The sequence below is a fragment of the Rhodococcus sp. G-MC3 genome (genome assembly GCF_030063335.1).
In the GTDB taxonomy this organism is placed as follows: domain Bacteria; phylum Actinomycetota; class Actinomycetes; order Mycobacteriales; family Mycobacteriaceae; genus Rhodococcoides.
The window spans coordinates 77534-103569 of the sequence record NZ_JASISW010000005.1; the positions used below are offsets into that span (position 1 = coordinate 77534).

Consider the following 26036-nt stretch of genomic DNA (forward strand, 5'->3'; position numbering starts at 1 on the left):
TCCAGATGTGTCAGTAGCTGTGCTCGGGTCCGGGGAAAACGCCACTGCGCACCTCGGACAAATAGCTTGCGGCAGCGGATCGGAGTTCGTCGCCGACGTTGCCGAACTTCTTGACGAACTTGGCGGTCTTGCCGTTGGTGTAACCGGCCATGTCCTGCCAGACGAGCACCTGGCCGTCGGTCTCGCTGCCTGCGCCGATACCCACGGTCGGGATGGTGAGCTTTCGCGTGACCTGACCTGCGACGTCGGCGGGAACCATCTCCATGACCACGGCGAAGGCGCCCGCCTCCTGGACTGCGATGGCGTCGGCGACCAACTGCTCGGAGCTGTCACCGCGGCCCTGAACGCGGAAGCCGCCGAGACCGTTCACACTTTGAGGGGTGAACCCGATGTGCGCCATGACGGGGATACCTGCCGCCGAAATCGCAGCAATCTGATCTGCCACGCGCTCGCCACCTTCGAGCTTGACTGCGTTGGCGAGGCCTTCCTTCATGAAGCGGACGGCCGTCGCGAGTGCCTGCTGCGGCGAGGATTCGTAGCTTCCGAACGGTAGATCGGCGACGACGAGTGCGTTGGGTGCGCCGCGAACAACGCCGCGCACCAGGGGCAGAAGCTCGTCGATGGTGACCTGCACGGTCGTGTCGTAGCCGTAGACGACGTTGGCGGCAGAGTCGCCGACGAGCAGGACCGGAATCCCTGCTTCCTCGAAGATGCGGGCACTCGAATAGTCGTAGGCGGTGAGCATCGCCCAGCGATCGCCCTCGGCCTTCATCTGCAGAAGATGATGTGTGCGGGTCTTGCGGGTCAAACCGGATACAGGTGCTTCTGTAGAGCCGTACACGGAATCGTTGGACATCTTTGTCCCTTTCGGTTCCTCGAGGCCCGCATTGCGGGTCCCCGGGATGGGGTTGATGACGGCACCCAGTGTGCCACCGACAGCCCCGCTGCCGACGTGGACGGGAGCGTGCAATTCGTCACACCTGGGCGTTGCCGATCTCGCGCCAGCGATTGGTGATCGGCATCCGCCTGTCTCGGCCGAACGCGCGGGACGTGACTTTGGTACCGATCGGGTACTGCCTGCGTTTGTATTCGGACAGGTCGACCTTGCGGAGAATGTCCACGGCCGTGTCTCGGTCGAATCCTGCCGCGACGATGTCCTGCAGCCCTTGATCGCAGTCGACGTAGCGAAACAGAATGGCGTCCAGTTCGTCGTAGTCCGGAAGTGAGTCGGCGTCGAGTTGTCCCGGACGTAATTCGGCGGACGGCGGTTTGTCGATACTGTCCTCGGGGATCGGCGGAACCTCCCCGCGTTCGGCAGCGGCCTTGTTTCGCCACCTGGCGAGTTCCCACACCAACGACTTCGGGACGTCCTTGATCGGCGCGAAGCCGCCGACGGCGTCGCCGTAAATTGTCGAGTAGCCAACGGCTAGTTCGGATTTGTTTCCTGTTGCCAGTACGAGATGTCCTGCGGTGTTCGACAGCGCCATCAATGTCATTCCGCGACAGCGTGCCTGGATGTTCTCCTCGGCCAGGCCGGTCAGGCCTAGTTGCTCGACGAAGGCCGAGACCATGCCCTCGATCGGTTCGGTTCTGAAATGGATCCCCGTTCGGCGCGCAAATTCGTCTGCGTCGCTGCGGGAATGGTCGGAGGAATACTGCGAGGGCATCGACACCCCATGAACCGCATCGCTTCCCAGTGCGTCGACCGCGATGGCCGCAACCGCTGCCGAGTCGATTCCGCCGGACAGTCCGAGCACGACCGAGGTGAATCCGTTCTTGTGGACGTAGTCGCGCAAGCCTGTGACGAGTGCGCCCCACACCTGCTCCTCTTCCGGCAGAGGCTCCGCGACCGATGCCGGAGTGCGGTCCCATCCTCGAACGAGCAGATCGGGCACCGTGACTCGGGTGAGACTCCATCCGTCGACCGAGTCTCGATCCGGCGCCGGACTGTCCAGCGGCGGCATGTCGACGGACAGCAGATGTTCGGTGAACTCGGGGGATCGGCCCATCATGGTGCCGTCGGCCGCGATCACCATGCTTCCGCCGTCGAAGACCAGCTCGTCCTGTCCTCCGACGAGGTTGGTGTACACGATCGGGACACCGGCCTCAGCCGCTCGGCGCTCGACAACAGAGCGGCGTATGGCGCTCTTGCCGCGCTCGTACGGACTGGCGTTGAGGCAGAGCAGTGCGTCGACGCCTGCTGCGGCGTACGCGGGAACCGGCCCGCCGGGTTGCCAGATGTCCTCGCAGATGACGATGCCGAGGCGAAAGCCGTTGACCTTCGTGATGCTCAAGTGTCGACCCGGTGCGAAATAGCGAAGTTCGTCGAACACCCGGTAGGTCGGCAGTGCATGTTTGTCGTAGCGGGCGACTACTGCGCCACGGAAGAGGACTGCGGCGCTGTTGCGGGATCCGGCATGGTCTCGCTCGAGGAATCCAACGACAGTCAAGACGTCGCCGCAACCCGCGCGTTCCAACGCGTCCGCCAGTGCATCGAGAGCGCTGTGCGACGCGAGAGCGAACGATGGCCGAAGTGCCAGGTCTTCCACCGGGTAGCCGGTCGATGCCATCTCTGGAAATACCACGACCTGCGCACCGTCCTGCGCGGCCCGCGATGTCCACTCGACTATCAGTTCCGAGTTTCCAACCAGGTCGCCGACGGTCGGGTTGGTCTGGGCAAGGGCAATTCTCAGAGCCTGCACGAGAGGAAGACTAGTGGGGTGTCGGGGCGTTCGCTTCCTGTGCGCGCCCCTGCCGTGATCGGGATCTGGCACGATCGCAGCAATGAGATGGACGTGCACGTGAAGGCCTCGAAGGTAGGCGCGACGGTCAGATCCGGTGCTGCAGTGCTCGGAGCAGTCGCCTTGGTGATCGTGGCGGGCTGCGGGCAGAACGAGACGATCGGCGGGACTCCGGAGCCGGAGTCGACGACGAGTCCAGCATTCGCGCCTGGTGCAGGAGTAGTTCCCAACGAACTGGCGACGTTCTACACCCAGCAATTGGCGTGGGAACCTTGCGACTCCTACATCACCGACGATTCGCCGCTTCCCAGTTCAGTCTCCTGCGCCCACGTCAGCGTCCCGCTCGACTACGACAACCCCGGCAGCGAGACGGCGCGGATCGCCATCTCGCGAACCGAGGCGTCGGGAGACAAGATCGGGTCCATCCTGTTCAACCCGGGTGGCCCGGGTTCTTCCGGCCTCTACATGGCAACCCAGGCGGACGGCACCGCGGTCGCGGAGAACTTCGACCGGATCGGTTTCGACCCGAGGGGGGTCGGTGCGTCGACACCTGCCGTTCGCTGCTCGACCACCGAGGAGACCGACGAGGAGCGGCAGGAACCCGACGTCGACGCTTCTCCGGAAGGCATCGCCAAGACCGAGGCCGAGCAGCAGGATTACGCCTCGAAATGCGCCGATCGCACCGGTCCTGATGTTCTCGAGCACGTGGGAACCCGCGAGGTGGTGCGCGACATGGACGTCATCAGATCGGTCCTCGGCGACGAGAAGCTCACGTATGTCGGCTACTCGTACGGCACCCGCCTGGGTTCCACTTACGCCGAAACGTTTCCCGGCAACGTCCGAGCGATGGTCCTCGACGGAGCGCTCGATCCGGAGCAGACGCCCGTGGACGAGGCAGTCGAGCAGGGCGCCGCTTTCCAAGGTGCATTCGATGCGTTCGCGGCCGATTGCGCACGGTCCGAGACTTGTCCTCTCGGGACCGATACGGCCGCGGCGAATCAACGATTTCGTGCACTCGTCGATCCATTGATCGCAGCGCCCGTCCCGACGACCGATCCGCGGGGTCTGAGCTACGACGACGCGATCACCGGTGTGCAGCAGGCGCTGTATTCACAGACGCTGTGGCGGCTGCTGCGCGGTGGGCTCACCGAGCTGGGCGAAGGGCAAGGGGACACCCTGTTGCGGCTCGCCGATACGTACTCGGGCCGTCTGGAGGACGGTTCGTACTCCAACCTCGACGATGCCTTCAATGCGATCCGGTGCGTCGACGATCCACCGACAACCGACCGCGCCGAAGCGGCAGAGGTCGATCGGCGCTACCGCGCGGCGGCGCCGTTCCTCGACGACGGCAGAGGTACCGGCAATGCGCCGCTCGACCTGTGCGCCTTCTGGCCGGTCCCCAACACCGGGGAACCTCACGTGGTGTGGGCGACGGGACTTCCGAAACTCGTCGTTGTCTCCACGACGAACGATCCTGCGACGCCGTACCAGGCAGGCGTCGAACTGGCAAAGCAGTTGGACGGGAACCTGCTCACGTTCGACGGGAACCAGCACACCGTCTCGTTCTCGGGGGAGCAGTGCGTGGACGATCCGCTCGTGGACTATCTGGTTAACTTGGCGCCGCTAGATAACGATTTGGTTTGTTGAAAAGCCTCACTGGCGCTCAACCGCTGGTGAGAGGTGGCCGAAGTGAGACCGAATTCACGATGTAACACAGATTTAACGCGGTTTGCTTACTCTCGCGGACATGGATCGTCAAAAGGAATTCGTGCTCCGGACACTAGAGGAGCGTGACATTCGCTTCGTCCGCCTGTGGTTCACCGATGTTCTGGGATACCTGAAGTCGGTGGCCATTGCGCCCGCCGAGCTCGAGGGCGCCTTCGACGAAGGCATTGGCTTCGACGGCAGCGCGATCGAAGGCTTCGCTCGTGTGTCCGAGGCCGACACCGTGGCCAAACCGGACCCCGCGACGTTCCAGATCTTGCCGTGGTCCACCAGCAAGGGCCATCAGCACTCGGCTCGCATGTTCTGCGACATAGCGATGCCCGACGGCTCGCCGTCCTGGGCCGACTCGCGGCACGTGCTGAGGCGTCAGCTGAGCAAGGCCGCAGATTTGGGCTTCAGCTGCTACGTGCACCCCGAGATCGAGTTCTTCCTCCTCAAGGACAGCCCCGAGGACGGCTCGGCCCCCACGCCGGCAGACAATGGCGGCTACTTCGACCAGGCAGTGCACGACTCTGCGCCGAACTTCAGGCGACACGCCATCGACGCGCTCGAATCGATGGGTATCTCGGTCGAGTTCAGTCACCACGAGGCCGCGCCCGGTCAGCAGGAGATAGATCTGCGCTACGCCGACGCGCTGTCCATGGCCGACAACATCATGACCTTCCGCTATGTCGTGAAGGAGGTCGCGATCGAAGAGGGTGTGCGCGCGACGTTCATGCCCAAGCCGTTCAGCGATCAAGCCGGCTCGGCGATGCACACGCACATGAGCCTCTTCGAAGGCGATACCAATGCCTTCCATAATCCTGATGATCCGATGCAGCTTTCGGAGACCGGGAAGTCGTTCATCGCGGGCATCCTCGAACATGCCAACGAGATCAGCGCAGTCACCAACCAGTGGGTCAACTCCTACAAGCGATTGGTTCGCGGCGGCGAAGCCCCGACAGCTGCGTCCTGGGGGCCAGCCAACCGCTCGGCGCTCATCCGAGTGCCTATGTACACCCCGAACAAGGCATCCTCGCGCCGCGTCGAGATCCGAAGCCCTGATTCTGCATGCAACCCGTATCTCGCATTCGCCGTACTCCTCGCCGCGGGTCTACGCGGAATCGAAAAGGGTTACACGTTGCCGCCGGAGGCGGAAGAGGACGTGTGGGCACTCACGTCGGCCGAACGTCGCGCAATGGGTTACAAGGAACTGCCGGGCAACCTCGACCAAGCTCTGAACGCGATGGAGAACTCCGAGCTTGTTGCCGAAGCTCTCGGTGAGCACGTCTTCGAATTCTTCCTGCGCAACAAGCGCCAGGAATGGGAGGAGTACCGGAGCCACGTGACTCCGTACGAACTGAAGGCCTACCTGGGCTTGTGAAAACCCGGATCGGTTCGAACGCAGGCGTGTAGCACTCGGGTTGTAAGAACAATGCGCCGAGGTGCGTAAGATTCCACTTCGTTCGGTACAAGGTAATCCCCGCCTGCTATGAGGTGAATCTGTGTCACGCCAGAGTCGAGGTGTTCGCTGATGGTGCGTCCACCCACGTCACGTTCGGTCGTTCCAGGAGCAGGCCGGCTGGGCCTGGTCGAGTCGACGGCTCCAGCTGATCTGCAGAAGCTCGGCTGGACCGGCGAGGAGAGTCTCGAGCTGCTGTGGTCGCTTTCTCGCGCCGCAAATGCCGATCTAGCCCTCCGGACTGTGGTCAGGCTGAGTGACACTCTCGCTGACGGCTATGCCGAACTCGACGCCGCGCTGCGTACCGACAAGGGGCTGCGCGGACGTCTGTTCGGCCTCAGCGGTGCTTCGAGTGCGCTCGCCGACCACCTGGTGTCCGATCCCGACGCCTGGCGACTGCTCGCTACACCCGAAGGCAAGTCGAGTGGTGCGAACGCGCGGGTGGAGCTACCGAGCAAAGGACAGCTCACTGCGCAGCTGCTCGACGCGGTTCAGGCCGTTCCGGAAACAGGCGACAACGCAGCTCCCGGTCTCTACCGAGCCGGAATCACCGGTCCGGAAGCTGTTGTTGCGCTGCGTAAAATCTATCGTGACCAGGTCATGGTCCTTGCCGCTGCAGATCTGGCTGCCACCGTGGAGAACCTGCCGGTGCTCCCGTACCAACTCGTCGGCACCCAGCTTTCCGACATGGCCGACGCCGCTCTCACGGCAGCGCTTGCAGTAGCCGTCGCGACTGCGTGCCCCGACCGGCCGTGCCCCACTCGACTCGCGGTGATTGCGATGGGCAAGTGTGGAGCGCGAGAGCTGAACTACGTCTCGGACGTCGACGTGGTGTTCGTCGCCGAGCCGGCCGACTCCGTCGCCAGCCGCATTGCAGGCGAGATGATGAGGGTCGGTTCTTCGGCGTTCTTCGAGGTGGATGCAGCTCTGCGTCCTGAGGGCAAGCGCGGCGAACTGGTTCGCACTCTCGATTCGCACATCGCCTATTACAAGCGTTGGGCCAAGACCTGGGAGTTCCAGGCCCTGCTCAAAGCGCGTCCAATGACCGGAGATCTGGAACTCGGCCACAGTTACGTTGCCGCGCTCAACCCGATGGTGTGGCTAGCCTCGCAACGCGAGGACTTCGTTCCCGAGGTGCGTGCGATGCGTCGGCGAGTGGAGGAGATGGTTCCTTCCGAGCTCCGCGAGCGCGAGATCAAACTCGGTCGCGGCAGCCTGCGTGACGTCGAATTCGCCGTCCAACTACTGCAGTTGGTGCATGGTCGAACCGACGAGTCTTTGCGCGTCCTCGGTACCGTCGACGCCTTGGCCGCGCTCACCGACGGTGGCTACATCGGACGCGATGATGCGGCGAATCTGACTGCCTCGTACGAGTTTCTGCGTCTCATCGAGCATCGCCTGCAGCTTCAGCGCATGAAGCGCACACATACTCTGCCTCCTCCGGAGGACGAAGAAGCGCTGCGATGGCTCGCCAGGGCGGCGCACATGCGTCCGGACGGAAATCGTGACGCGCTCGGTGTGCTGAACGGGGAGATCAAACGCAACGCGCAGCGTATTCGACGCCTCCATGCGAAATTGTTCTACCGCCCGTTGCTCGACTCGGTTGTCCGATTTGATTCCGACACAGTCCGGTTGACACCGGATGCGGCCGGCCGTCAGCTCGCAGCACTCGGGTTCGCGACACCGACGAATGCTCTGGGGCACCTGCGCGCCCTCGTCGGTGGCGGCGCTCGCCGTGGGCAGATTCAAGCGGTGCTTCTGCCGACACTCCTCGAATGGCTGGCGGACACACCGGATCCCGACGCCGGCCTGCTCAATTACCGTCGCCTGTGCGAAGCGACTGTCGATCAGACCTGGTTCCTGAGGATTCTGCGCGACGAAGGCGCGGTCGCACAGCGGCTGATGATCGTGCTGGGGTCGTCGGCGTACGTTCCCGATCTGTTGATCAAGGCGCCCGAGGTGATCCGCCTGTTCGTCGATGGGCCCACCGGTCCCCGACTTCTCGACGTCGAGCCCGAGGAGACGTATCGCGCGATCCTGTCGTCCTCCGGTCGTTACGACGATCCGGTGCGAGCGATCAACGCCGCACGCGCACTGCGCCGTCACGAACTCGCACGCGTGGCCTCCGCCGACATCCTCGGAATGCTCGACGTGCCGCAGGTCTGCGCAGCGTTGTCGTCGGTGTGGGCAGCAGTCATCAATGCTGCGCTGGCAGCAGCAATCAGGGCCAGCGTCGCCGAGCGGGGCGACGCGGCACCAGCCACCCTCGCAGTGATCGGGATGGGCCGCCTCGGCGGTGGAGAGCTCGGATACGGCAGCGATGCAGACGTGCTTTTCGTCTGCGACCCGGTAGCGGGCGTGGAAGACAGCGTTGCGGTCAAATGGGCCAACGGAATTGCGGACCGGATCAGAAAGCTGCTCGGGGCGCCCAGTACCGATCCGCCGTTGGAAGTGGACACCGGACTTCGCCCCGAGGGGCGTAACGGTCCCGTAGTCCGCACACTTGCGTCGTACGACGCTTACTACGCACAGTGGGCGCAGGCGTGGGAGGTGCAAGCACTGCTGCGCGCCCACCAGGTTGCAGGCGATCAGGATCTGGGCATTCGATTCCTGTTGATGGCCGATAAGGTTCGCTACCCCGAGGGTGGCGTTTCGCCAGAAGCCGTCCGCGAAATTCGACGTATCAAGGCGCGAATCGACTCGGAACGGCTACCGAAGGGTGCCGATCCGGCGACGCACACGAAACTCGGTCGCGGTGGATTGGCCGACATAGAGTGGACGGTGCAACTGATACAGCTGCGTCATGCCCATGAGGTCATCTCCCTGCACAACACGTCCACGTTGCAAAGTCTCGACGCGATCGGGGCCGCGGAGTTGATGAGCGAGACCGACGTCGAGTTGTTGCGTGAGGCATGGATTCTCGCCACCAAGGCTCGCAATGCACTGGTGCTGGTGCGAGGTAAGCCGACGGATCAGCTGCCTCGTCCCGGTGCGGTCCTGTCCGCGGTGGCCAAAGTTGCGGGTTGGGAGAACGCCGACGCGGCGGAGTTCCTCGACAATTACCTACGGGTGACGCGTCGGGCAAAAGCAGTGGTGGAGCGGACCTTCGGAGCTTGACGCTCCGAGGGCCCGCCCTCCCACCGGTCTGTCGCCGAACTACTCGGCCGTAACGAACCCTTCGGAGACTAGCCAGTCGCGTGCGACATCTGCAGGCTCGTTGCCCTCGACATCGACCTGTCGATTGAGTTCCGTCATGACGCTGTCGGTGAGCTTCTCGGAAATAGGTGCCATCACTTCGGCAATCTCGGGGTGCGCGTCGGCGAAGGCCTTCTTCATCACCAGCGCGGGATTGTACTTCGGGAAGAACGCTCGGTCGTCCTCCAGTAGAACGAGATCGAGCGCGATGATCCTTCCGTCGGTGGTGAACACCTCACCGAATTTGCACTGGTTTCCGTCAGCAGTTGCCTGGTAGATGATACCGGTCTGCAAGATCTGTCTGGGTGCGGCGCCTGCGTCGAACTCGTATTTCGCCGCCATGCCCGGGTAGCCGTCCTGACGAACGTTGAACTCGGTCTCGACGCATGTGGTGGCCGCGGCGGGATCGGTCTGGACGAGCCGTGCGTAGTCGGACAGAGTCTTCACCCCGGTCTGTTCCGCCGTCTGCTTGTTCATCGCGAGGGCATACGTGTTGTTCATCGGCGCCGGGTCGGTCCACACCATGTCGTTGGCTTCGAGATCCGCGTCGCGAACAGCTTCGAATTGTTCCGTCGGATCGGGAAGTGGAGTCTCGTTTCCGAGATAGTTGATCCATCCTGTGCCCGTGTATTCGTACGTGATGTCGATCTGACCGTCGAGTTGAGCGTCGCGAGTGCTGTTGGAGCCCTGAATGTTCGTAAGATCGCGCACGTCGGCGCCCGCCGCCGCCATCGCGAACTCGATGATGTAGCCCAGCGTGATCTGCTCGGTGAAGTCCTTGGACCCGACTGTGATCTTGACGCCGTCGAGTTCGGGAACCGGCTGGATGCTGCTGGGACCGACTGCGAGTGGCAGAGCACCGCCGGACTCGAGTCCGCATCCGGTCAGCAGTACTCCCGACATCGCGAGTGCGGCGATGGACTTCGTGATGTTTCTCATCGCAGTCCCTTCGGCCCGAGGAACTGCTCGGCCAAGGCACCGAGCCAGTCGATGAACAGTGCGAGCGAAACCGCAAGAACGGCACCGACGATGAGAGTCACATTGTCGCGCAGCTTGTATCCGGTGTCGATGAGGATCCCGAGTCCACCTGCGCTGACGAGGAAGCACAACGTGGCCGTTCCGACGGCGAGAACGAGGGACGTGCGCAGTCCGGCAAGGATGTACGGGACGGCCATCGGAAACTCGACCTTACGCAGAACGGTCATGGCCGACATACCCTGGCCGCGGCCCGCGTCGATCAGCGTCCTGTCGACTTCCTGATAGCCGAGGATCGTATTGCGCAGCACTGGAAGCAGCGAGTAGAACGCAATGGGAAGCACCCCGATCCAGAAGCCTGTCTGTCGTGTGGCGAGATAGAACAATACGAGCAGTCCGATCGCAGGGGCTGCGGCGCCGATGTTGGCGATGCCCACGAAGAACGGCGCGAGTTTCGTGTACCCGGGTCGAGTCAGCAGAGTGCCGAGCGGGACCGCGATGATCACGACGATCACGACTACAGCCGCTGTGAGCAGGATGTGCTGCCACGTCAGCGTCGCGATGTTGGACATGCTGATGCTGCCCTGCTGTGTTGCGGTCAGCTCACGACTGAACGCCCAGATCAGGACTCCCGCGACGAGGATGGCGACTATGGCTGGCTGGACCAGCAAGCGGATCCGTTCAGCGCGCTTGGCAGCGCTGCGCTCGGATGCGCCCGCATCCGGCGGAGCTTCCATCTCAGGTGCTTCGGGGACCGCATCGTGTCGTGTGTCGGCTACGGTCATGCCGGTGCCTCTTCGGACGCGCCGGGGATGTCCTGGTCGTCGTGATCGTGCTCGTGCGCTTCGCGCATCTTCTGAAGATGCCCGACGAGTGTGTCGATCGAGATCAGACCGATGTACTCGCCACGCTTCCCGGTCACGACGGTGGACGCGGTGCTCTCGGCGAGCAGAGCCTCCAAGCCGTCCTGCAGGGTGGACTGGTACGACACGAGCTCTCCGATCGGAACTCCGATACCGCGGAGTGAGGACGCCGTCGCGAGATGACCGGGCGAGACCCACCGGACTGGCCTGTCGCGGTCATCGAGAATCAAGCCCCACTGCCACTTGCGGGAGGCGATCTTCGATCGAATGTCGTCGACCGGATCGCTCTCTTTCGCCGTTGGGCACTGCAGCAGACGGACATCGCGAATGCGAGTGAGCGTCAACTGTTTCAGTGACGCATCCGCACCCACGAAGCCGGCGACGGTGTCGTTCGCAGGATTCGCCAGAATCGCTTCCGGGGTGTCGTACTGCATGATCGACGACTGGTTGCCCAGCACAGCGATGCGATCACCGAGTTTCACGGCCTCGTTGAAATCGTGGGTGACGAATACGATCGTCTTGCCGAGTTCGGATTGCAGACGCATCAATTCGTCCTGAAGGAGCCCGCGTGTGATGGGATCGACTGCGCCGAAGGGCTCATCCATCAGCAGAACCGGGGGATCGGCCGCGAGAGCGCGGGCAACACCGACGCGTTGCTGCTGACCACCGGACAACTGCCTCGGGTAACGGTTCCGGTAGGTGTCGGGGTCGAGACCGACGAGGTCGAGCATCTCGTCCGTTCGCGCCGCGATCCTCTTCTTGTCCCAGCCGATCAAACCGGGAACGGTACCGACGTTCTTGGCGATCGTCAGGTGCGGAAAAAGCCCGGCCTGCTGAATCGAGTATCCGATTCCGCGGCGGAGCTCATCTGGGTCGATGGACAGTGCATCTTTACCGTCGATCGTGATCTTGCCCGACGACGGTTCGATCAAACGGTTGATCATCCGCATCGTGGTGGTTTTTCCGCAGCCCGAAGGCCCGACGAACACCACGGTCTCGCCTGCGGGGACCGTCAGGGACACGTTGTCCACAGCCGCGTCCTTCTGCCCGGGATACCTCTTGCTCACGGAATCGAGAACGATATCGACGCCGGATACGTGCTGGTTCTTGGATGTTTCAGTCACGGAGTCCCCTAGAGGTTGTGAGACGACCGACGAGGACGAGAATGCCGTCGACGATGAGTGCGAGAACGACGATGAGAACGGTTCCGACGAGGGCCTGGGGCACCGCGTTGGGGCTGCCGACACGGGAGAGGCCCGAGAAGATCAGGTTGCCCAGGCCGGGACCCTTCGCATACGCGGCGATCGCGAGGATGCCGAAGATCATCTGGGTACTGACCCGCATACCGGCAAGGATCGACGGCCACGCCAGTGGCATCTCGATACGGGTGAGTATCCGAACGCGGTTGAGCCCGACGCCTTTGGCTGCATCGGTCACCGCCGGGTCGACGGAGGCCAGCCCGATGATGGTGTTTCTGATGATCGGCAGTAGCGCATACAGGACGAGAGCGGTGATCGTCGGTGCGACTCCGAGCCCGAGGATCGGAATCAGCAAGCCGAGCAGTGCAAAGGACGGCACCGTCAGAATGGTGCTCGCCAATGCCGTGGCAATTGCAGATCCGGCGGGGGAGCGATACACCAAAATGCCAACCAAGATTGCCACGATCGTCGCAATGATGATTGATTGAACGACGGCCGAGACGTGAAGGTAAGAGTCGGTCAGCAACTGTTGACGTCGCACCGACACGAAATTCCAGAGCGTGTCCATCGAAGGTAAACCCACCCTCTTCCCGAGTGAACGGTCTTATTTTCCGAATACGGACAATCCGTCGGTTCGAGAGTGGCTGAAACAGACCGTACGTAAACCTATATTCGGAAACTCGTTACCGTGTGTATACAGAAAACCGCCCGTCCTGATGAAAAACCTCAGAACGGGCGGCTTGGTGCGCCAGCTACGACCGCCGGTGTTTACACGTCCCGGTGTTTACACGTCGTAGTACAGCTGGAACTCGTACGGGTGCGGACGCAGGTTGACCGGAGCGATTTCCTGCTCGCGCTTGAGCGAGATCCAGGTCTCGATCAGGTCGGTCGTGAACACGCCACCCTCGGTGAGGTACTCGTGATCGGCTTCGAGGCGGTCGATGACGGCCTCGAGCGACGTCGGTGCCTGAGGAATGTTCTTGGCTTCCTCGGGCGGCAACTCGTACAGGTCCTTGTCGACAGGTGCCTGCGGCTCGATCTTGTTCTTGATTCCGTCCAGGCCCGCCATCATCTGAGCGGCGAAGTTCAGGTACGGGTTGCCCGAGCTGTCCGGTGCGCGGAACTCGAGGCGCTTGGCCTTCGGGTTGTTTCCCGTGATCGGGATACGCACGGCAGCGGAGCGGTTGCGCTGGCTGTAGACCAGGTTGATGGGGGCTTCGTAGCCCGGCACCAAGCGGTGGTACGAGTTGACGGTCGGGTTCGTGAACGCCAACAGTGACGGAGCGTGGTGCAGGATGCCGCCGATGTAGTGCCGGGCCAGATCGGAGAGTCCGGCGTATCCGGCCTCGTCGTGGAAGAGCGGCTTTCCGTCTTTCCACAGGGACTGGTGGACGTGCATGCCCGAACCGTTGTCACCGAAGAGCGGCTTCGGCATGAACGTGGCCGACTTACCGTGCTGCCAGGCAGTGTTCTTGACGATGTACTTGAACAGCTGAAGGTCGTCAGCAGCAGCAAGCAGCGTGTTGAACTTGTAGTTGATCTCCTGCTGGCCGCCGGTGCCGACCTCGTGGTGGCCACGCTCGAGCTCGAAGCCCGCGTTCTGCAGGTTCGTTGAGATCTCGTCGCGCAAATCGACGTAGTGGTCGTACGGTGCGACGGGGAAGTATCCACCCTTGGCGCGCACCTTGTAGCCCAGGTTGGGGCTGCCGTCTGCGTTGGTTTCGACCCCGGTGTTCCAGGAACCCGAGATGGAGTCGAGTTCGTAGAAGGCGGCGTTGATTCCCGAGTCGTAGCGAACCGAGTCGAAGATGTAGAACTCGGCCTCGGCGCCGAAGAACGCGGTATCGGCGATGCCGGTGGAAACCAAGTACTCCTCGGCCTTGCGCGCCACGTTGCGGGGGTCGCGGCTGTACGACTCACGTGTGAACGGGTCGTGTACGAAGAAGTTGACGTTGAGAGTCTTCGCAGCGCGGAACGGATCCACCTGCGCAGTCGTCACGTCGGGCAGAAGCATCATGTCCGACTCGTGGATGGACTGGAAGCCGCGGACGGACGAGCCGTCGAATGCGAGGCCGTCTTCGAAGACATCCTGCGTGAACGCAGAAGCCGGGATCGAAAAGTGCTGCTGAATACCTGGAAGGTCCGTGAACCGGATATCCACGTACTCGATATTTTCGTCGGCGATGAACTTGATGACCTCTTCGGCCGTGGTGAACGCCACGCTGTTACTCCTTTGTTGAGTTCGTCGACCTGCACGTTATGGACTTGGTGTTGCCCGCTGGTCAAGAATGTGTTTCGCCCGTGTTACACGTCGTGCTCCGTGCACGCATCTCCAACGAGTGGCGACCCTCTCGATCGGGAAGAACGACAAAGCGTCGTGCTCTGCCCCACACCATACGGTGGCGCTCGGTCCGGCCCATTGGCCCGGCGCTTATTCTTGTAGTCATGGCACGAATTACAGGCTCCTGGTTGTCCGGACCCAATGCGGCCCGCTCCGACGACGGGACGGAGCAGAGCTATCCGGGTGAGTGGCTCGGGTTGCCCTCGGACGGACCCGGCGCACTGGCGGGACTGGGACGAAGAATCGCGGCGCTGCTGATCGACTGGCTGATGTCGATGGGCATCGCAGCGCTGATCGTCAACGTCTTCTCCATCGATCAGTCCCTGTCCACCATCACGCTTCTCGTCTGGTTCGTGGTGGGGGTCGGAGCCGTAAGCATCTTCTCCTTCACGCCAGGGCAGCTTGTGGCGGGCATCCAGGTCACCCGCATCGACGCGGCAGCGCGCGTCGGATTCGTGCGTGCGCTCGTGCGCACGTTCTTCATTCTCTTCGTGTTCCCGGCAGTGATCTCGGACCAGGACGGCCGTGGGATGCACGACCGAGCAACAGGAACGGCCATGCTGCTCGGTCGGTGACCGCTCGTGAGTGGCACCGGGGCAGCATGACCGTGAAAGAGCCCTGTTCGAAGATCAGCGGCGCTTGATAGTGCGCTGTACGCCTTTCATCTTGGCTCCGCCCGGGATCGGACCCTTCGGCATGGCAGGTCCACCCTTGGTTCCGAGGGCCGCGAGGCGCGATTCGATGGTGTCCATGCGCTTGGTGTCGATGTTGTTCGGAAGCTTGGTCAGGTACTTCTGAAGTCCCGACAGCGGAATCTGATTTTCACCGTTACCGATGACGACGTCGTAGATCGGAGTGTCGCCGACGAGGCGCGCTGTCTTTTTCTTCTCTTGCGCCAGCAGCGATTTGACGCGTTGCGGGGCACCTTCGGCAACGAGGATCACGCCAGGCTTGCCGATTACGCGGTGGACTGCGTCGAGTTGCGTTGTGCCGGCGATCGCATTGGTGACTCGCCACGAGCCACGCAGATTGTCCAGGGCCCAAGCGGCGGCGCCTGCTTGGCCGTCGGCTTTTTTGTACACCGACTTCTGAACGCGGCGACCGAAGATGATGAAAGCCACCAGCACACCGACCAACACACCGAACGGCAACAGGAACCACTCGACGCCGAAGATCAGACCGACCAGAAACGCCACGATGGCGATACCGACGATCGAACCGATCATCAGCGGGAGAAGCAGCTTGTCTTCTTTCCGCTGCATCTGGAACGCCTGCCAGAGCTGACTCCGCCGTTCCTTGGATGCCTGCTTACGAGCAGCTTTCGCTGCCGCCTTTGCTTCTTTGCTGGGCTTTCCTGCTTTGCCCGCTTTACTGCCGTTCGCCATGCTTCCCAGGATACGTCCCGCGCGGACGTCCTTTCGCATCGCGCTGGAACTCAGATCAGCGTGCTGCGAGCCGAGCCATCAGCGAGCTGGCCTCCTGGGAGGCTTCGCCGCCCTCGGTGAGGTGTGCCATCGACTCGGGAAGCGTACGACCGTGGTGCTCCATTGCCTGTGCGTAGAGCCGGCCGGCGCGGTACGACGAGCGGACGAGGGGCCCGCCCAGAACGCCGGCGAAGCCGATCGACGTGGCGTACTCGGAGTGGTCGACGAATTCCTGCGGCTTGACCCACCGCTCGACCGGGTGGTGGCGAGGCGACGGCCTCAGGTACTGGGTGATCGTCAAAATGTCGCATCCGGCGTCGTGCAGATCTCGGATTGCTTCCTGAACCTCTTCGGGTGTCTCACCCATGCCGAGAATCAGATTGGATTTGGTGACGAGTCCGTCGTTTCGCGCTGCGGTGATGACGTCCATCGACCGCTGGTAGCGGAAGGCGGGACGAATTCGCTTGAAGATGCGCGGCACGGTCTCGACATTGTGGGCGAGCACCTCGGGACGGGACGAGAACACCTCGGCGAGCTGATCGGGCTTGGCGTTGAAGTCTGGAATCAGGAGTTCGACGCCCGTATTCGGGTTCAACTTCTTGATGTATCGCACGGTTTCGGCGTACAACCATGCGCCGCCATCGGGGAGATCGTCGCGGGCGACGCCGGTGATCGTGGAGTAGCGCAGACCCATCGCCTGAACGCTCTCGGCGACGCGCCGTGGCTCGTCGCGATCGAGGTCATCCGGCTTACCGGTGTCGATCTGGCAGAAATCGCAACGGCGCGTGCACTGTTCGCCACCGATCAAGAAGGTCGCCTCGCGGTCTTCCCAGCATTCGTAAATGTTGGGGCAGCCGGCTTCTTCGCATACCGTATGCAGGCCTTCTCGTTTGACCAAACCTTTGAGCTCGGTGTACTCCGGACCCATCTTCGCTTTGGTCTTGATCCAATTGGGCTTGCGTTCGATCGGGGTCTCCGCGTTTCGGATCTCGAGGCGGAGCAATTTGCGTCCTTCTGGGGCCACAGTCACAGATTCGATGCTACGCGCCGAACCTGGTCGTGGTGAACTGAGGGTTACGTGCCACCGGCATCAACTCAGTGCGCGTGACCGGGTGATCGGCGACTGCGAGGATACCGTCGAGAGCAGTGAGGATCGCCGTGGTTACAGCTGGAACTACGTCTGAAATCGACACGTCGCGTCCCAACTCGGCGGACAGTGACGTCACGCCCGCGTCGGCGATTCCGCACGGAACGATCGCGTCGAATCCGGACGTCGAGGAGTTGCAGTTCAACGAGAAGCCGTGCATCGCGACCCCGCGCTGTACCCGAACGCCGATCGCGGCAATTTTGCGCTCGGGCAACACTGCTGCACCGCGCACCTCCGCGGCCAGCCAGACCCCGGACCGGCCGTCGATGCGACCGCAGGCGATACCCAGATCGGTACAGACCGAGATCAATGCCTCTTCGATGCGACGTACATATTTGACGACGTCGATCGGCTGCGCAAGTTTGATGATGGGGTAGCCGACGAGTTGGCCCGGCCCGTGCCATGTGATCTTGCCGCCGCGATCGACCTCGATGACGGGGGTGCCGTCCTTTGGGCGGTCCTCGGGCGAAGTTCGGCGTCCCGCTGTGAAGACCGAAGGATGCTCGAGCAACAAAAGAGTGTCGCGGCCTTTGCCGTTCGCGCGCATGTCGGCAAGTTCGCGCTGGCGCTCCCAGGCCTCGAGGTATTCGACCGTTCCGATTTCGCGAACGTCGACCGGTTCCGAACTCTCCCGGGCGGAGATTCCAGCGTTGCTCATAGTTGTCGACGTTACGCCGTCGGTATTCATGGACATCTCAGCGGCCGACGGCCATCCTCAGTGCTTCACCGACGGTGTTGTGTTCGAAGGTGAAACCGGTGTCTTCGAGCACCTTCGGGATGGCTCTCGGCCCGGTGAGAATTGCCTCTTCGGCGAACTCGCCGATAACGATGCGCAGCGCGAACCCCGGTACCGGCCACGGTGCGGGCCTTTTGATTGCACGGGAAAGAGCGCTGTTGAACTGCGCGTTCGTGACGGGAGCAGGCCCTACCATGTTGACCGGTCCCGACACGGCCTCGTTCTCGATCACATGCAGGATCGCGCCGATCTCGTCGTCGAGCGAGATCCACGGGAAATATTGTCTACCGCTACCGAGTCGACCGCCCAGAGCAAGGAGATACAGAGGCCGCAATTTGTCCATCATTCCGCCTCGACGTGACAATACGACGCCGCTGCGCAGCAGGATCGTTCGCACCCCTGCCTCCGTGGCCGCCGAAGTCGCCGCTTCCCAATCTCGACACACTTCCGCGAGGAACCCAGAACCGACTGCACCGGACTCGTCCACCACTCGGTCGCCGGTGTCGCCGTAGAAATTGATACCGCTGGCGTTCACCAGCGTCGGCACATCGAACCTCGCGCATGCTTGAGCCAGCACCTCGGTGGGTGTGATGCGACTGTCACGGACTTGCTGTTTGTAGGCACCGGACCACCGTTTGTCGCCGATCCCGACGCCGCACAGATTAACGACCGCGCCGGCGGAGCGCAGGGCGCGTTCGCTCACCTCCCCCTGAGGAGGGTCCCATTGAAATTCGTCCGGCCCCGCTGGCGTGCGACGAACCAGCCTGACAACTTCATGGCCGTTTCCGCGCAACGACGCGACGAGCGCGGTGCCAATCAAACCCGAAGAACCAGCAATGACAACACGCATGAATTCGACAGCCTCCTCGACAGGTTCGGGGCACCACCCGCATTGCGGATGGTGCCCCGACTGATGTTCTAGTCCCCGTTGTCTTCAGGGCCCGGGTCGAACATGTATCTGCGCCCCAAGGGTACAGAAATGCGCGGTTCGGGTGCTGCGTCTAGATACCCAGATCAGCTTGGAACGAAGCAACTTCGAGACGCTGCTTGATCGTGGTGAGGAATCGACCGGCATCGGCACCGTCGACGAGACGGTGATCGTAGGTCAGCGGCAAGTAGACCATCGAACGAACACCGATGGACTCGTTGCCCTCGCTGTCCTTGACAACGACCGGACGTTTGACAATTGCGCCCGTTCCGAGCATGGCCGCCTGCGGCGGAACCAGGATCGGGGTGTCGAACAACGCACCCTGGCTACCGATGTTGGTAATCGTGAAGGTGCCACCGGACAGCTCGTCGGGCTTCAGTCCGCCCGTGCGTGCACGGGATGCGATGTCGGCGATGGCGCGAGCCAGGCCCGCGAGGGACAAGTCACCCGCATTGTGGATGACGGGGGAGAGCAGACCCTGATCGGTGTCCACGGCGATGCCGAGATGGACATCGGCGTGGTAGGTGATCTCCTTCTTGTCCTCGTCGATGCTGGCATTGACGTTCGGGTGCGCCTTCAGTGCTTCGACGACGGCCTTCGCGAAGAACGGCAGGTACGTCAGGTTGACGCCCTCGTTCTTCTGGAACGTGGATTTGGCCTTGGTGCGCAGTGCAGCAATCGTGGTGACATCGACCTCGAAGGTCTGCGTGAGCTGCGCCGTGCTCTGCAGCGATTCGCGGGTCTTCTTGGCCGTGATCTGACGGATGCGGTTGATTCTCTGCGTCGTCCCGCGCAGATGCGCGAGCTCCGGCCTGACCCCAGCGGTTGCCGGCGCTGCAGATGCAGCAGTCGCGGCGGGTGCAGCGGCGGGCGCCTCCGCCGGTGCGTTCTTCGCCTCTGCAGCAGCCAGAACATCCTGCTTACGGACGCGTCCACCGACGCCAGTTCCCTTGACGCTCGACAGGTCGACGTCGTTGTCCGCAGCGAGCTTACGAACGAGGGGAGTGACGTAGGGCGTCGAATCGCCCGAGGATGCCTTGGGCGATTCCTGCTTGGGTGCTTCAGCCTTGGGTGCTTCCTGCTTAGGAGCTTCCTTGGGTGCTTCCTGCTTGGGAGCTTCCTTGGGTGCTTCGGCCTTGGGTGCTTCCTGCTTCGGCTCGGGTGTCGGTGCGGGCTTTTCGGGAGCCTTCTCGGCAGGTGCGCCCGATCCGATGACGGCCAGCTGGCCGCCGATCTCGACGGTGTCGTCTTCCTCGGCGCTGATCTCGAGAAGGACTCCGGCAACCGGTGAAGGAATCTCGGTGTCGACCTTGTCGGTCGAGACCTCGAGCAGGGGCTCGTCGACAGCAACCTCATCGCCGACTGCCTTCAGCCAGCGAGTGACAGTGCCCTCGGTGACGGATTCGCCGAGCTCGGGCATCTTGATCGGAGTTCCGGATCCACTGGAATCCGACGTGGCCGCGGGGGCCTGCTGCTCCGGAGTTTCTTCCTCTGCCTGTGGCTCGGGCTCCGCGGCGGGAGTCGGTTCCTCGGCTGCGGGCTCGGGATCGGTGGGCTCGGGATCGGCGGGCTTGGAATCGGAACCTTCGGCAGGCGCGGATTCTTCCCCTGCTTCACCGATTTGAGCGAGCTCGCCACCGATGTCGACCGTGTCGTCTTCCTGAGCCACGATCTTCGTCAGAACGCCAGCAACAGGGGACGGGATTTCGGTGTCGACCTTGTCGGTCGACACTTCGAGCAACGGTTCGTCGACCTCGACGGTGTCGCCCTCCTGTTTGAGCCACCTAGTGACAGTTCCCTCGGTGACGCTCTCACCAAGAGCTGGCATCTGGACGGAGAAGGCCATGTCTGTTGACTCCTCGACAGTTGTATGCGGGTAAATTTAGTTCTTACGACTTGTGGTCGTAGACCATTGTGTGGTGCTGACCACTTTGTAGACGCTCACCATTGTGCTGGCGTTGCAAGGTTCGCGGACGAAACTTGCGTTAATTGCGATTATCGGCGCGACGGACGTCCGCAACTCAGGCGTCTGGGCTTCGCTTGCCGAAACGGCGATCCACGGTGTGCGGCTCTTCACAGCAGACACGCGGGCAACCTTTCTTCGGCGATCGGCAATCTTTGTCGACAACGAGAGTTGAACCCTCTATCTTCATCCTTCCATCTTCGGAGTTGTCGCGTTCCCCGAGGGCTGCTGTCGTGCTGGCAAACTGGCGAGTAACACCGGAACCAACTATCACGACGTCAGTGACACGCACCGACGAGAAGGAGTCAAGCAGTGGGCTTGTTCGATCGCTTCGCCCGACGCAGCGGCAAAGGTAGAGGCGCCAAGGAAGGTTCGACGGAGCAGTATCTCGCAGCCTGGACCGTGGCACGCATCGGCGTGGAAGCGTACGTCGAACCCAAGACGACAGTGACCCCTGTCACGGTTGTTCTCGTGGCGAACGACGGGGAGTGGACCAGGCGCGCCGTCGACGAGCGCAATCTCCGCAAACTTGGTCCCAATCTGAAGATTCCGGTCTACGACGTCCGCAAGACCCGCTACCCACAGCGGATGCGTGACTACGACGCCAGGCAGCGGATTCTCAAACGCAGGGCGGAAGGAAAGTAGATGAACTCCGCCTCCCGCACATGCACGTGCGGGAGGCGGTGGCCGCTGAAGCGGGGTACGCCGTGCGACTAGCCGTTCTCGACGATGTCCTCTAGCACTGCGAACATCGTTCGAACGGGGACTCCGGTTCCGCCCTTGCCGTTGTAACCGAACGGCCCTCCCGTGTTGTACGCCGGGCCCGCGACATCGATGTGTGCCCACTCGACGCCCTCGGCGACGAACTCCTTCAGAAAGAGGGCCGCCGCCAGCATGCCGCCCGCGCGTCCATTGGTGACGTTTGCGAGATCGGCGACCTTGGAATCGAGTTCGCGACGAATTTCACTGGGGAGCGGCATTGCCCAGCCACCTTCACCCACAGATTGCGAGATTTCCGCGACGCGGTCGCGGAAATCGTCGGTGCCCATGACTCCCGGAGTCCGGTTGCCGAGCGCGACCACCTGAGCGCCCGTCAGCGTAGCGGTGTCGATGAGGTAATCGGGATCGTCTTCACACGCTCGGACCATCGCGTCGGCAAGAACCAAGCGGCCCTCGGCGTCGGTGTTGATGACCTCGACAGTGATTCCGCCGTACTGAGTCAACACATCCCCCGGCCGCTGAGCCGTCCCCGACGGCATGTTCTCGGCCATCGGAACCGTCGCGACGACGTCGAGTGGCAGACCGACTTTCGCCGCCAGGACTATCGTCGCGATGACGGCTGCGGCACCTGCCATGTCGGAGGTCATGTTTTCCATGCCGGCGGCAGGCTTGATGGAGATGCCGCCCGTGTCGAACGTGATGCCCTTTCCGACGAGTGCAACCTTCTTTGACTTTCGCTTGCCTCCGGAGTGCGTCAGCCGCACGAGCCTGGGCAACCTCGACGAACCCTTACCGACACCGTAGATGCCTCCGTATCCACCTTTTTCCAGTGCCTTGTCATCGAGTATCTGCACGCTCAGGCCCGCCGCGGTTCCGAGTTCCTTGGCACGGTCAGCGAATGCCTCGGGGTACAAGTGACTCGGGGGAGTGTTGACGAAATCACGTGCGATGGCGACCGATTCCGCGATGGCGATCGATCGGGACAGTTCGGCTTTCGGGTCCCGTGCCCGCGGGTTCGATACGAGCAGCTCGACGCGACCGAGAGGCCCCGCGTCGGGCTTGGGTGCAGAGAGTGCGGATTTGAATTCTGTGAACGTGTACGCGCCGAGGAAGAACCCTTCGGCGGTTGCACCGAGATCGAGCGCCGACAAAGTCGTTGCGGCAGTGGCTGTTCCCGCCAGAGCGCGAGCGGCGGTGCCGGCTGAGCTCCTGATCCGCTCGGTGTCGATGTCCGCGGACTTTCCGAGGCCGACGGCCAGGACGCTGCTGACGGCCAACTCGTCCGGTGCCGGAATCCGGGTCAGCTCGTCGGCCTTGCCTGTCGCACCGACCGCCTCGAACAAGTCGAGTAGTTCGGAGGCAAACGCGTCGGGGATGTCGTCGGTGACGACGAGTTCGAGCCCGTCTTCGCTGGTGCTCAGCGCAACGACGAGAACATCGATGTTCTTGCCGATGCGGCCGGCCAGCACCAGCTCCGGTCCGAGGGTGCGGGGGAAAGTCGAAGGCACGGGGCAGCTCCTACAAATTGGATCGATTGTGTCGGTCGCATTCGATCGTAGTGACACCGGCACAGCGTGCCTGCGGTCCGCTAGCGTTGGCACCCATGAGTGAAGACGAACTTGTACGCGGACCCGTCCACACCGTCCATGTTGAGCTTGGGGCGACGTTCGCTCCGTTCGGGGGGTGGGAAATGCCGGTGTCGTACGCGGGCGTGGTCGCCGAACACAGGGCCGTCCGCGAGAGTGTCGGCGTATTCGATGTCAGTCATCTGGGCAAGGCACTCGTCACTGGGGTCGGCGCAGCAGAATTCGTGAACTCCGCTTTCACCAACGACCTGGGCCGAATTGGCTCGGGTAAAGCGCAATACACGTTGTGCTGCAACGAGTCCGGCGGTGTTGTGGACGACTTGATCGCATATTTCGTTTCGGATAACGAGGTCTTCCTCGTTCCCAACGCGGCCAACACCGCCGACGTCGTCGCCGCGCTCACTGCACGGGCGCCCGGAGGCATCACCGTCGTCGATCAGCATCGTGAGTTCGGTGTGCTCGCTGTACAGGGCCCGGGCTCGCGAGCCGTCGTCGAAGCCCTTGGTCTGCCCGTCGACATGGAGTACATGTCCTTCGAGGACGCCGTGTGGAACGGCGGCCCCGTGCGCGTGTGCCGAACCGGTTACACCGGCGAGCACGGCTACGAGTTGATCCCGGCCTGGGCAGATGCCGAAGCACTGTTCCGCGCTCTGGTCGAACTCGTTCGCGGCGCCGGTGGCCAGGTGGCTGGGTTGGGCGCTCGCGATACGTTGCGCACCGAAATGGGATATCCACTGCACGGACACGAACTCTCGCTCGACATCTCGCCGTTGCAGGCGAGGTGCGGCTGGGCAATCGGCTGGAAAAAAGACAGTTTCTGGGGCAAGGAAGCGTTGACCGCTGAAAAAGCGGCAGGTCCTGCTCGTGTACTTCGTGGAGTCAAAGCACTCGATCGTGGTGTTCTGCGTCAGGGCCAGACGGTGCAACGTGACGGAGTGCCGATCGGAATTACAACGTCGGGGACGTTTTCACCGTCACTCGGAATGGGGATTGCGCTGGCACTCGTCGATTCATCGGCCGGGATTGGTCCGGGAGACGCAGTCGAGGTCGACGTGCGTGGCCGCGCGCTGATGTGCGAGATCGTAGCGCCGCCCTTCGTCTCGGTGAACACCAAGTGAGCAGCGTTGCCGGCGTTGGATAAGATTCACCCATGACTGGCGTTCCCGAATTCACCCGTGTGCAGCATCCGTCTCCAACATCGACGGAGACCAGGGAAGCGGTACTTGCTGCGCCGGGGTTCGGGAAGTTCTTCACCGACCACATGGCGATCATCGATTACACCTCGGACAAGGGGTGGTACGACCCGACAATCACCGCATATGCGCCGATCGAACTCGACCCTGCCGCGATGGTGTTGCATTACGGACAGGCGATCTTCGAGGGGCTCAAGGTCTACCGTCAACCGAGCGGCGAGTTCGCGTCTTTCCGGATGAGCTCCAACGCCGAGCGTTTCCAGACATCCGCACGGCGCCTTGCGATGCCTGAGCTACCGGCAGAGCTGTTCGTCTCCTCGATCGAGCAGTTGCTCGCCGTCGATCACGAGTGGGTTCCCGAGGCGGGCGGCGAGGACGCGCTGTACCTTCGTCCGTTCATGTTCTCCACCGAGGCAGGTCTTGGAGTGCGACCGGCAAATGCATACCGCTACATGCTCATCGCGTCCCCGGCGGGCGCTTACTTCCCTCGCGGTGTCAAGCCGGTCAGCGTCTGGCTTTCCACCGAATACGTGCGTGCCGCTCCGGGTGGCACCGGCGCAGCGAAGTTCGCAGGCAACTACGCCGCCTCGCTTCTCGCGCAGGCACAGGCGAGCGACCAGGGGTGCGATCAGGTCGTGTGGCTCGATGCCATCGAACGCCTGTATGTCGAGGAGATGGGCGGGATGAATTTGTTCTTCGTGTTCGGCTCGGGATCGGACGCGCGACTGGTAACACCATCGCTCTCCGGTTCGCTCCTTCCCGGCATCACTCGCGATTCGTTGCTCGCGTTGGCAACCGATTCGGGCATCCCGGTCCAAGAGCGTCGTATCTCCACCGAGGAATGGCAGAAGAAGGCCGAGTCCGGTGAGATCACCGAGGTGTTCGCCTGCGGCACGGCCGCAGTGATCACCCCGGTGGGCAGCGTCAAGTCCGCCGACGGCGAGTTCACGATCGCTGACGGCGAACCCGGTGAGATCACGCTCGCTCTGCGCGATACGTTGACGGGAATCCAGCGGGGGACCTTCGCCGACACTCATGGGTGGATGACCGCTCTCGGCTGACGCGATGCTGACCGCCCAGTAGACGCTATCCGCCCAGGAGAAGCTAACCGCCCAGGAGAAGCCCGACCACAACGATCGACGTTGTCACCTCCACTGCCGCTCCCAACACGTCGCCACTCATGCCGCCGAATCGACTGCAGCAGTGATGCACGATGAGTGCACCTGCGCCGAGAGCGACGGCCATCACGATCGGCCCTTGCCACCACCGGCTGTTCACTGCTGCCAGGGACGCCGCCACAGCCGCGACCGACCAGAATGCGACGATCAACGGAGACTGCGTTCCTGCGACCAGGGCACCGAAGCCGCGCTCCGACGCGGCCGAGATGCCGCGGCGGCAGGCAACAACGACGGCGACGCGCCCCGCTGTGACTGCAAGCAGGATCGACACCCAGGCGTGCTCGTCGGCGAGTGCGCCGAATGCTGTTGCCTGCACGGCGAGTACGACCGTGATGGCGGCAATCCCGAACGGTCCGGCACTGCCGGACTGCATCACTTCTCTGGCGCGCTCGGGCGGGCCATAGCAACCCAATCCGTCTGCTGTGTCGGCGAGACCGTCGACGTGCATTCCGCGGGTCATAAGCGCCAAAGCGCCGACCGTGAGGAATCCAGCGAGAATTCCGTCCAGCGACAGGGTCTGTGAAACCCACAACAGCAACGTCGACAGCGTGCCGAGCAAGACCCCGACAATGGGAGTCGAGGTGATCGCTCGACCGGCCTCCCGGCGCCCGATGTCGTGCGGTCCGCGTACTGGAAGGACGGTCAACCACGACAGTGCGAGCCGAGGACCGACCAGCATGG

The 26036-nt window shown here is 62.7% G+C and carries 21 protein-coding genes; 7 read left to right on the forward strand and 14 right to left on the reverse strand.

Features of this window, described 5'->3' with window-relative positions; translation table 11 throughout:
- Positions 1 to 10: 10 nt before the first annotated feature.
- Entirely contained in the window at positions 11 to 856 is an 846-nt protein-coding gene (gene panB, locus QMK17_RS06675) for a 3-methyl-2-oxobutanoate hydroxymethyltransferase (protein ID WP_283507991.1), read from the reverse strand.
- 118 nt (positions 857 to 974) lie between these two features.
- Positions 975 to 2702: an NAD+ synthase gene (locus QMK17_RS06680; protein WP_283507699.1), complete on the reverse strand. Its 1728-nt coding sequence runs from the start codon at positions 2700 to 2702 to the stop codon at positions 975 to 977.
- An 87-nt stretch (positions 2703 to 2789) separates the two neighbouring features.
- On the opposite strand from QMK17_RS06680, the gene QMK17_RS06685 reads away from it, so the two are divergent.
- The 3 genes from QMK17_RS06685 (at position 2790) to QMK17_RS06695 (ending at position 9024) form a co-directional block, all read left to right on the forward strand.
- A complete protein-coding gene (locus tag QMK17_RS06685) occupies positions 2790 to 4388 on the forward strand; it encodes an alpha/beta hydrolase (protein WP_442972709.1) in 1599 nt (532 codons plus the stop codon).
- A gap of 100 nt (positions 4389 to 4488) precedes the next feature.
- Positions 4489 to 5829 (forward strand): type I glutamate--ammonia ligase, encoded by a 1341-nt coding sequence (gene glnA / locus QMK17_RS06690; protein ID WP_283507701.1) that lies wholly within the window; start codon positions 4489 to 4491, stop codon positions 5827 to 5829.
- A 150-nt stretch (positions 5830 to 5979) separates the two neighbouring features.
- Complete coding sequence (locus QMK17_RS06695; RefSeq protein WP_283507703.1) at positions 5980 to 9024, forward strand: bifunctional [glutamine synthetase] adenylyltransferase/[glutamine synthetase]-adenylyl-L-tyrosine phosphorylase; 3045 nt, start codon at positions 5980 to 5982, stop codon at positions 9022 to 9024.
- Between the two features lie 39 nt (positions 9025 to 9063).
- Here the strand turns inward: QMK17_RS06695 and QMK17_RS06700 are convergent, their stop codons facing one another.
- The 5 genes from QMK17_RS06700 to glnA (QMK17_RS06720) all read right to left on the reverse strand — a co-directional run bounded on the left by QMK17_RS06700 (position 9064) and on the right by glnA (QMK17_RS06720) (position 14360).
- Positions 9064 to 10041 (reverse strand): glycine betaine ABC transporter substrate-binding protein, encoded by a 978-nt coding sequence (locus QMK17_RS06700; RefSeq protein ID WP_283507704.1) that lies wholly within the window; start codon positions 10039 to 10041, stop codon positions 9064 to 9066.
- Positions 10038 to 10814 (reverse strand): ABC transporter permease, encoded by a 777-nt coding sequence (locus QMK17_RS06705; protein WP_283507993.1) that lies wholly within the window; start codon positions 10812 to 10814, stop codon positions 10038 to 10040. The genes QMK17_RS06700 and QMK17_RS06705 overlap by 4 nt, the downstream gene beginning before the upstream one ends.
- 44 nt (positions 10815 to 10858) lie before the next feature.
- A complete protein-coding gene (locus tag QMK17_RS06710; RefSeq protein WP_283507705.1) occupies positions 10859 to 12064 on the reverse strand; it encodes an ABC transporter ATP-binding protein in 1206 nt (401 codons plus the stop codon).
- A complete protein-coding gene (locus QMK17_RS06715; protein WP_283507706.1) occupies positions 12057 to 12707 on the reverse strand; it encodes an ABC transporter permease in 651 nt (216 codons plus the stop codon). Before QMK17_RS06715 ends, QMK17_RS06710 begins: the two co-directional genes overlap by 8 nt.
- Positions 12708 to 12923: 216 nt before the next feature.
- Positions 12924 to 14360 carry a type I glutamate--ammonia ligase gene (gene glnA / locus QMK17_RS06720; RefSeq protein WP_283507707.1) on the reverse strand — a complete coding sequence of 479 codons (1437 nt, stop codon included), beginning with the start codon at positions 14358 to 14360 and terminating at the stop codon, positions 12924 to 12926.
- 224 nt (positions 14361 to 14584) lie between these two features.
- Between glnA (QMK17_RS06720) and QMK17_RS06725 the strand changes: the two genes are divergently transcribed.
- On the forward strand, positions 14585 to 15055 hold the full coding sequence (locus tag QMK17_RS06725) for an RDD family protein (protein ID WP_283507709.1): 471 nt from the start codon (positions 14585 to 14587) through the stop codon (positions 15053 to 15055).
- 54 nt (positions 15056 to 15109) lie between these two features.
- On the opposite strand, the gene QMK17_RS06730 is transcribed toward QMK17_RS06725, so the two are convergent.
- The 5 genes from QMK17_RS06730 to sucB all read right to left on the reverse strand — a co-directional run bounded on the left by QMK17_RS06730 (position 15110) and on the right by sucB (position 20561).
- Positions 15110 to 15865, reverse strand: a complete 756-nt coding sequence (locus QMK17_RS06730; protein ID WP_283507710.1) for a DUF4191 domain-containing protein — start codon at positions 15863 to 15865, stop codon at positions 15110 to 15112.
- A gap of 55 nt (positions 15866 to 15920) precedes the next feature.
- Positions 15921 to 16934, reverse strand: a complete 1014-nt coding sequence (gene lipA, locus QMK17_RS06735) for a lipoyl synthase (protein WP_283507712.1) — start codon at positions 16932 to 16934, stop codon at positions 15921 to 15923.
- A gap of 10 nt (positions 16935 to 16944) precedes the next feature.
- Positions 16945 to 17709 carry a lipoyl(octanoyl) transferase LipB gene (lipB, locus tag QMK17_RS06740; RefSeq protein ID WP_283507714.1) on the reverse strand — a complete coding sequence of 255 codons (765 nt, stop codon included), beginning with the start codon at positions 17707 to 17709 and terminating at the stop codon, positions 16945 to 16947.
- A 37-nt stretch (positions 17710 to 17746) separates the two neighbouring features.
- On the reverse strand, positions 17747 to 18637 hold the full coding sequence (locus QMK17_RS06745) for a TIGR01777 family oxidoreductase (RefSeq protein WP_283507716.1): 891 nt from the start codon (positions 18635 to 18637) through the stop codon (positions 17747 to 17749).
- Positions 18638 to 18788: 151 nt separating this feature from the next.
- Positions 18789 to 20561: a 2-oxoglutarate dehydrogenase, E2 component, dihydrolipoamide succinyltransferase gene (gene sucB / locus QMK17_RS06750; RefSeq protein WP_283507718.1), complete on the reverse strand. Its 1773-nt coding sequence runs from the start codon at positions 20559 to 20561 to the stop codon at positions 18789 to 18791.
- A gap of 429 nt (positions 20562 to 20990) precedes the next feature.
- Here sucB and QMK17_RS06755 point away from each other — a divergent pair, with 429 nt between their 5' ends.
- On the forward strand, positions 20991 to 21323 hold the full coding sequence (locus QMK17_RS06755) for an oxidoreductase (protein WP_283507720.1): 333 nt from the start codon (positions 20991 to 20993) through the stop codon (positions 21321 to 21323).
- A gap of 68 nt (positions 21324 to 21391) precedes the next feature.
- On the opposite strand, the gene QMK17_RS06760 is transcribed toward QMK17_RS06755, so the two are convergent.
- Positions 21392 to 22906 carry a leucyl aminopeptidase gene (locus tag QMK17_RS06760; protein WP_283507722.1) on the reverse strand — a complete coding sequence of 505 codons (1515 nt, stop codon included), beginning with the start codon at positions 22904 to 22906 and terminating at the stop codon, positions 21392 to 21394.
- A 95-nt stretch (positions 22907 to 23001) separates the two neighbouring features.
- On the opposite strand from QMK17_RS06760, the gene gcvT reads away from it, so the two are divergent.
- Positions 23002 to 24102 (forward strand): glycine cleavage system aminomethyltransferase GcvT, encoded by a 1101-nt coding sequence (gene gcvT, locus QMK17_RS06765; RefSeq protein ID WP_283507725.1) that lies wholly within the window; start codon positions 23002 to 23004, stop codon positions 24100 to 24102.
- 32 nt (positions 24103 to 24134) lie between these two features.
- Positions 24135 to 25238, forward strand: a complete 1104-nt coding sequence (locus QMK17_RS06770) for a branched-chain amino acid aminotransferase (protein ID WP_283507727.1) — start codon at positions 24135 to 24137, stop codon at positions 25236 to 25238.
- Between the two features lie 43 nt (positions 25239 to 25281).
- Here the strand turns inward: QMK17_RS06770 and QMK17_RS06775 are convergent, their stop codons facing one another.
- On the reverse strand, positions 25282 to 26034 hold the full coding sequence (locus QMK17_RS06775; protein ID WP_283507728.1) for an adenosylcobinamide-GDP ribazoletransferase: 753 nt from the start codon (positions 26032 to 26034) through the stop codon (positions 25282 to 25284).
- Positions 26035 to 26036 lie beyond the last annotated feature (2 nt).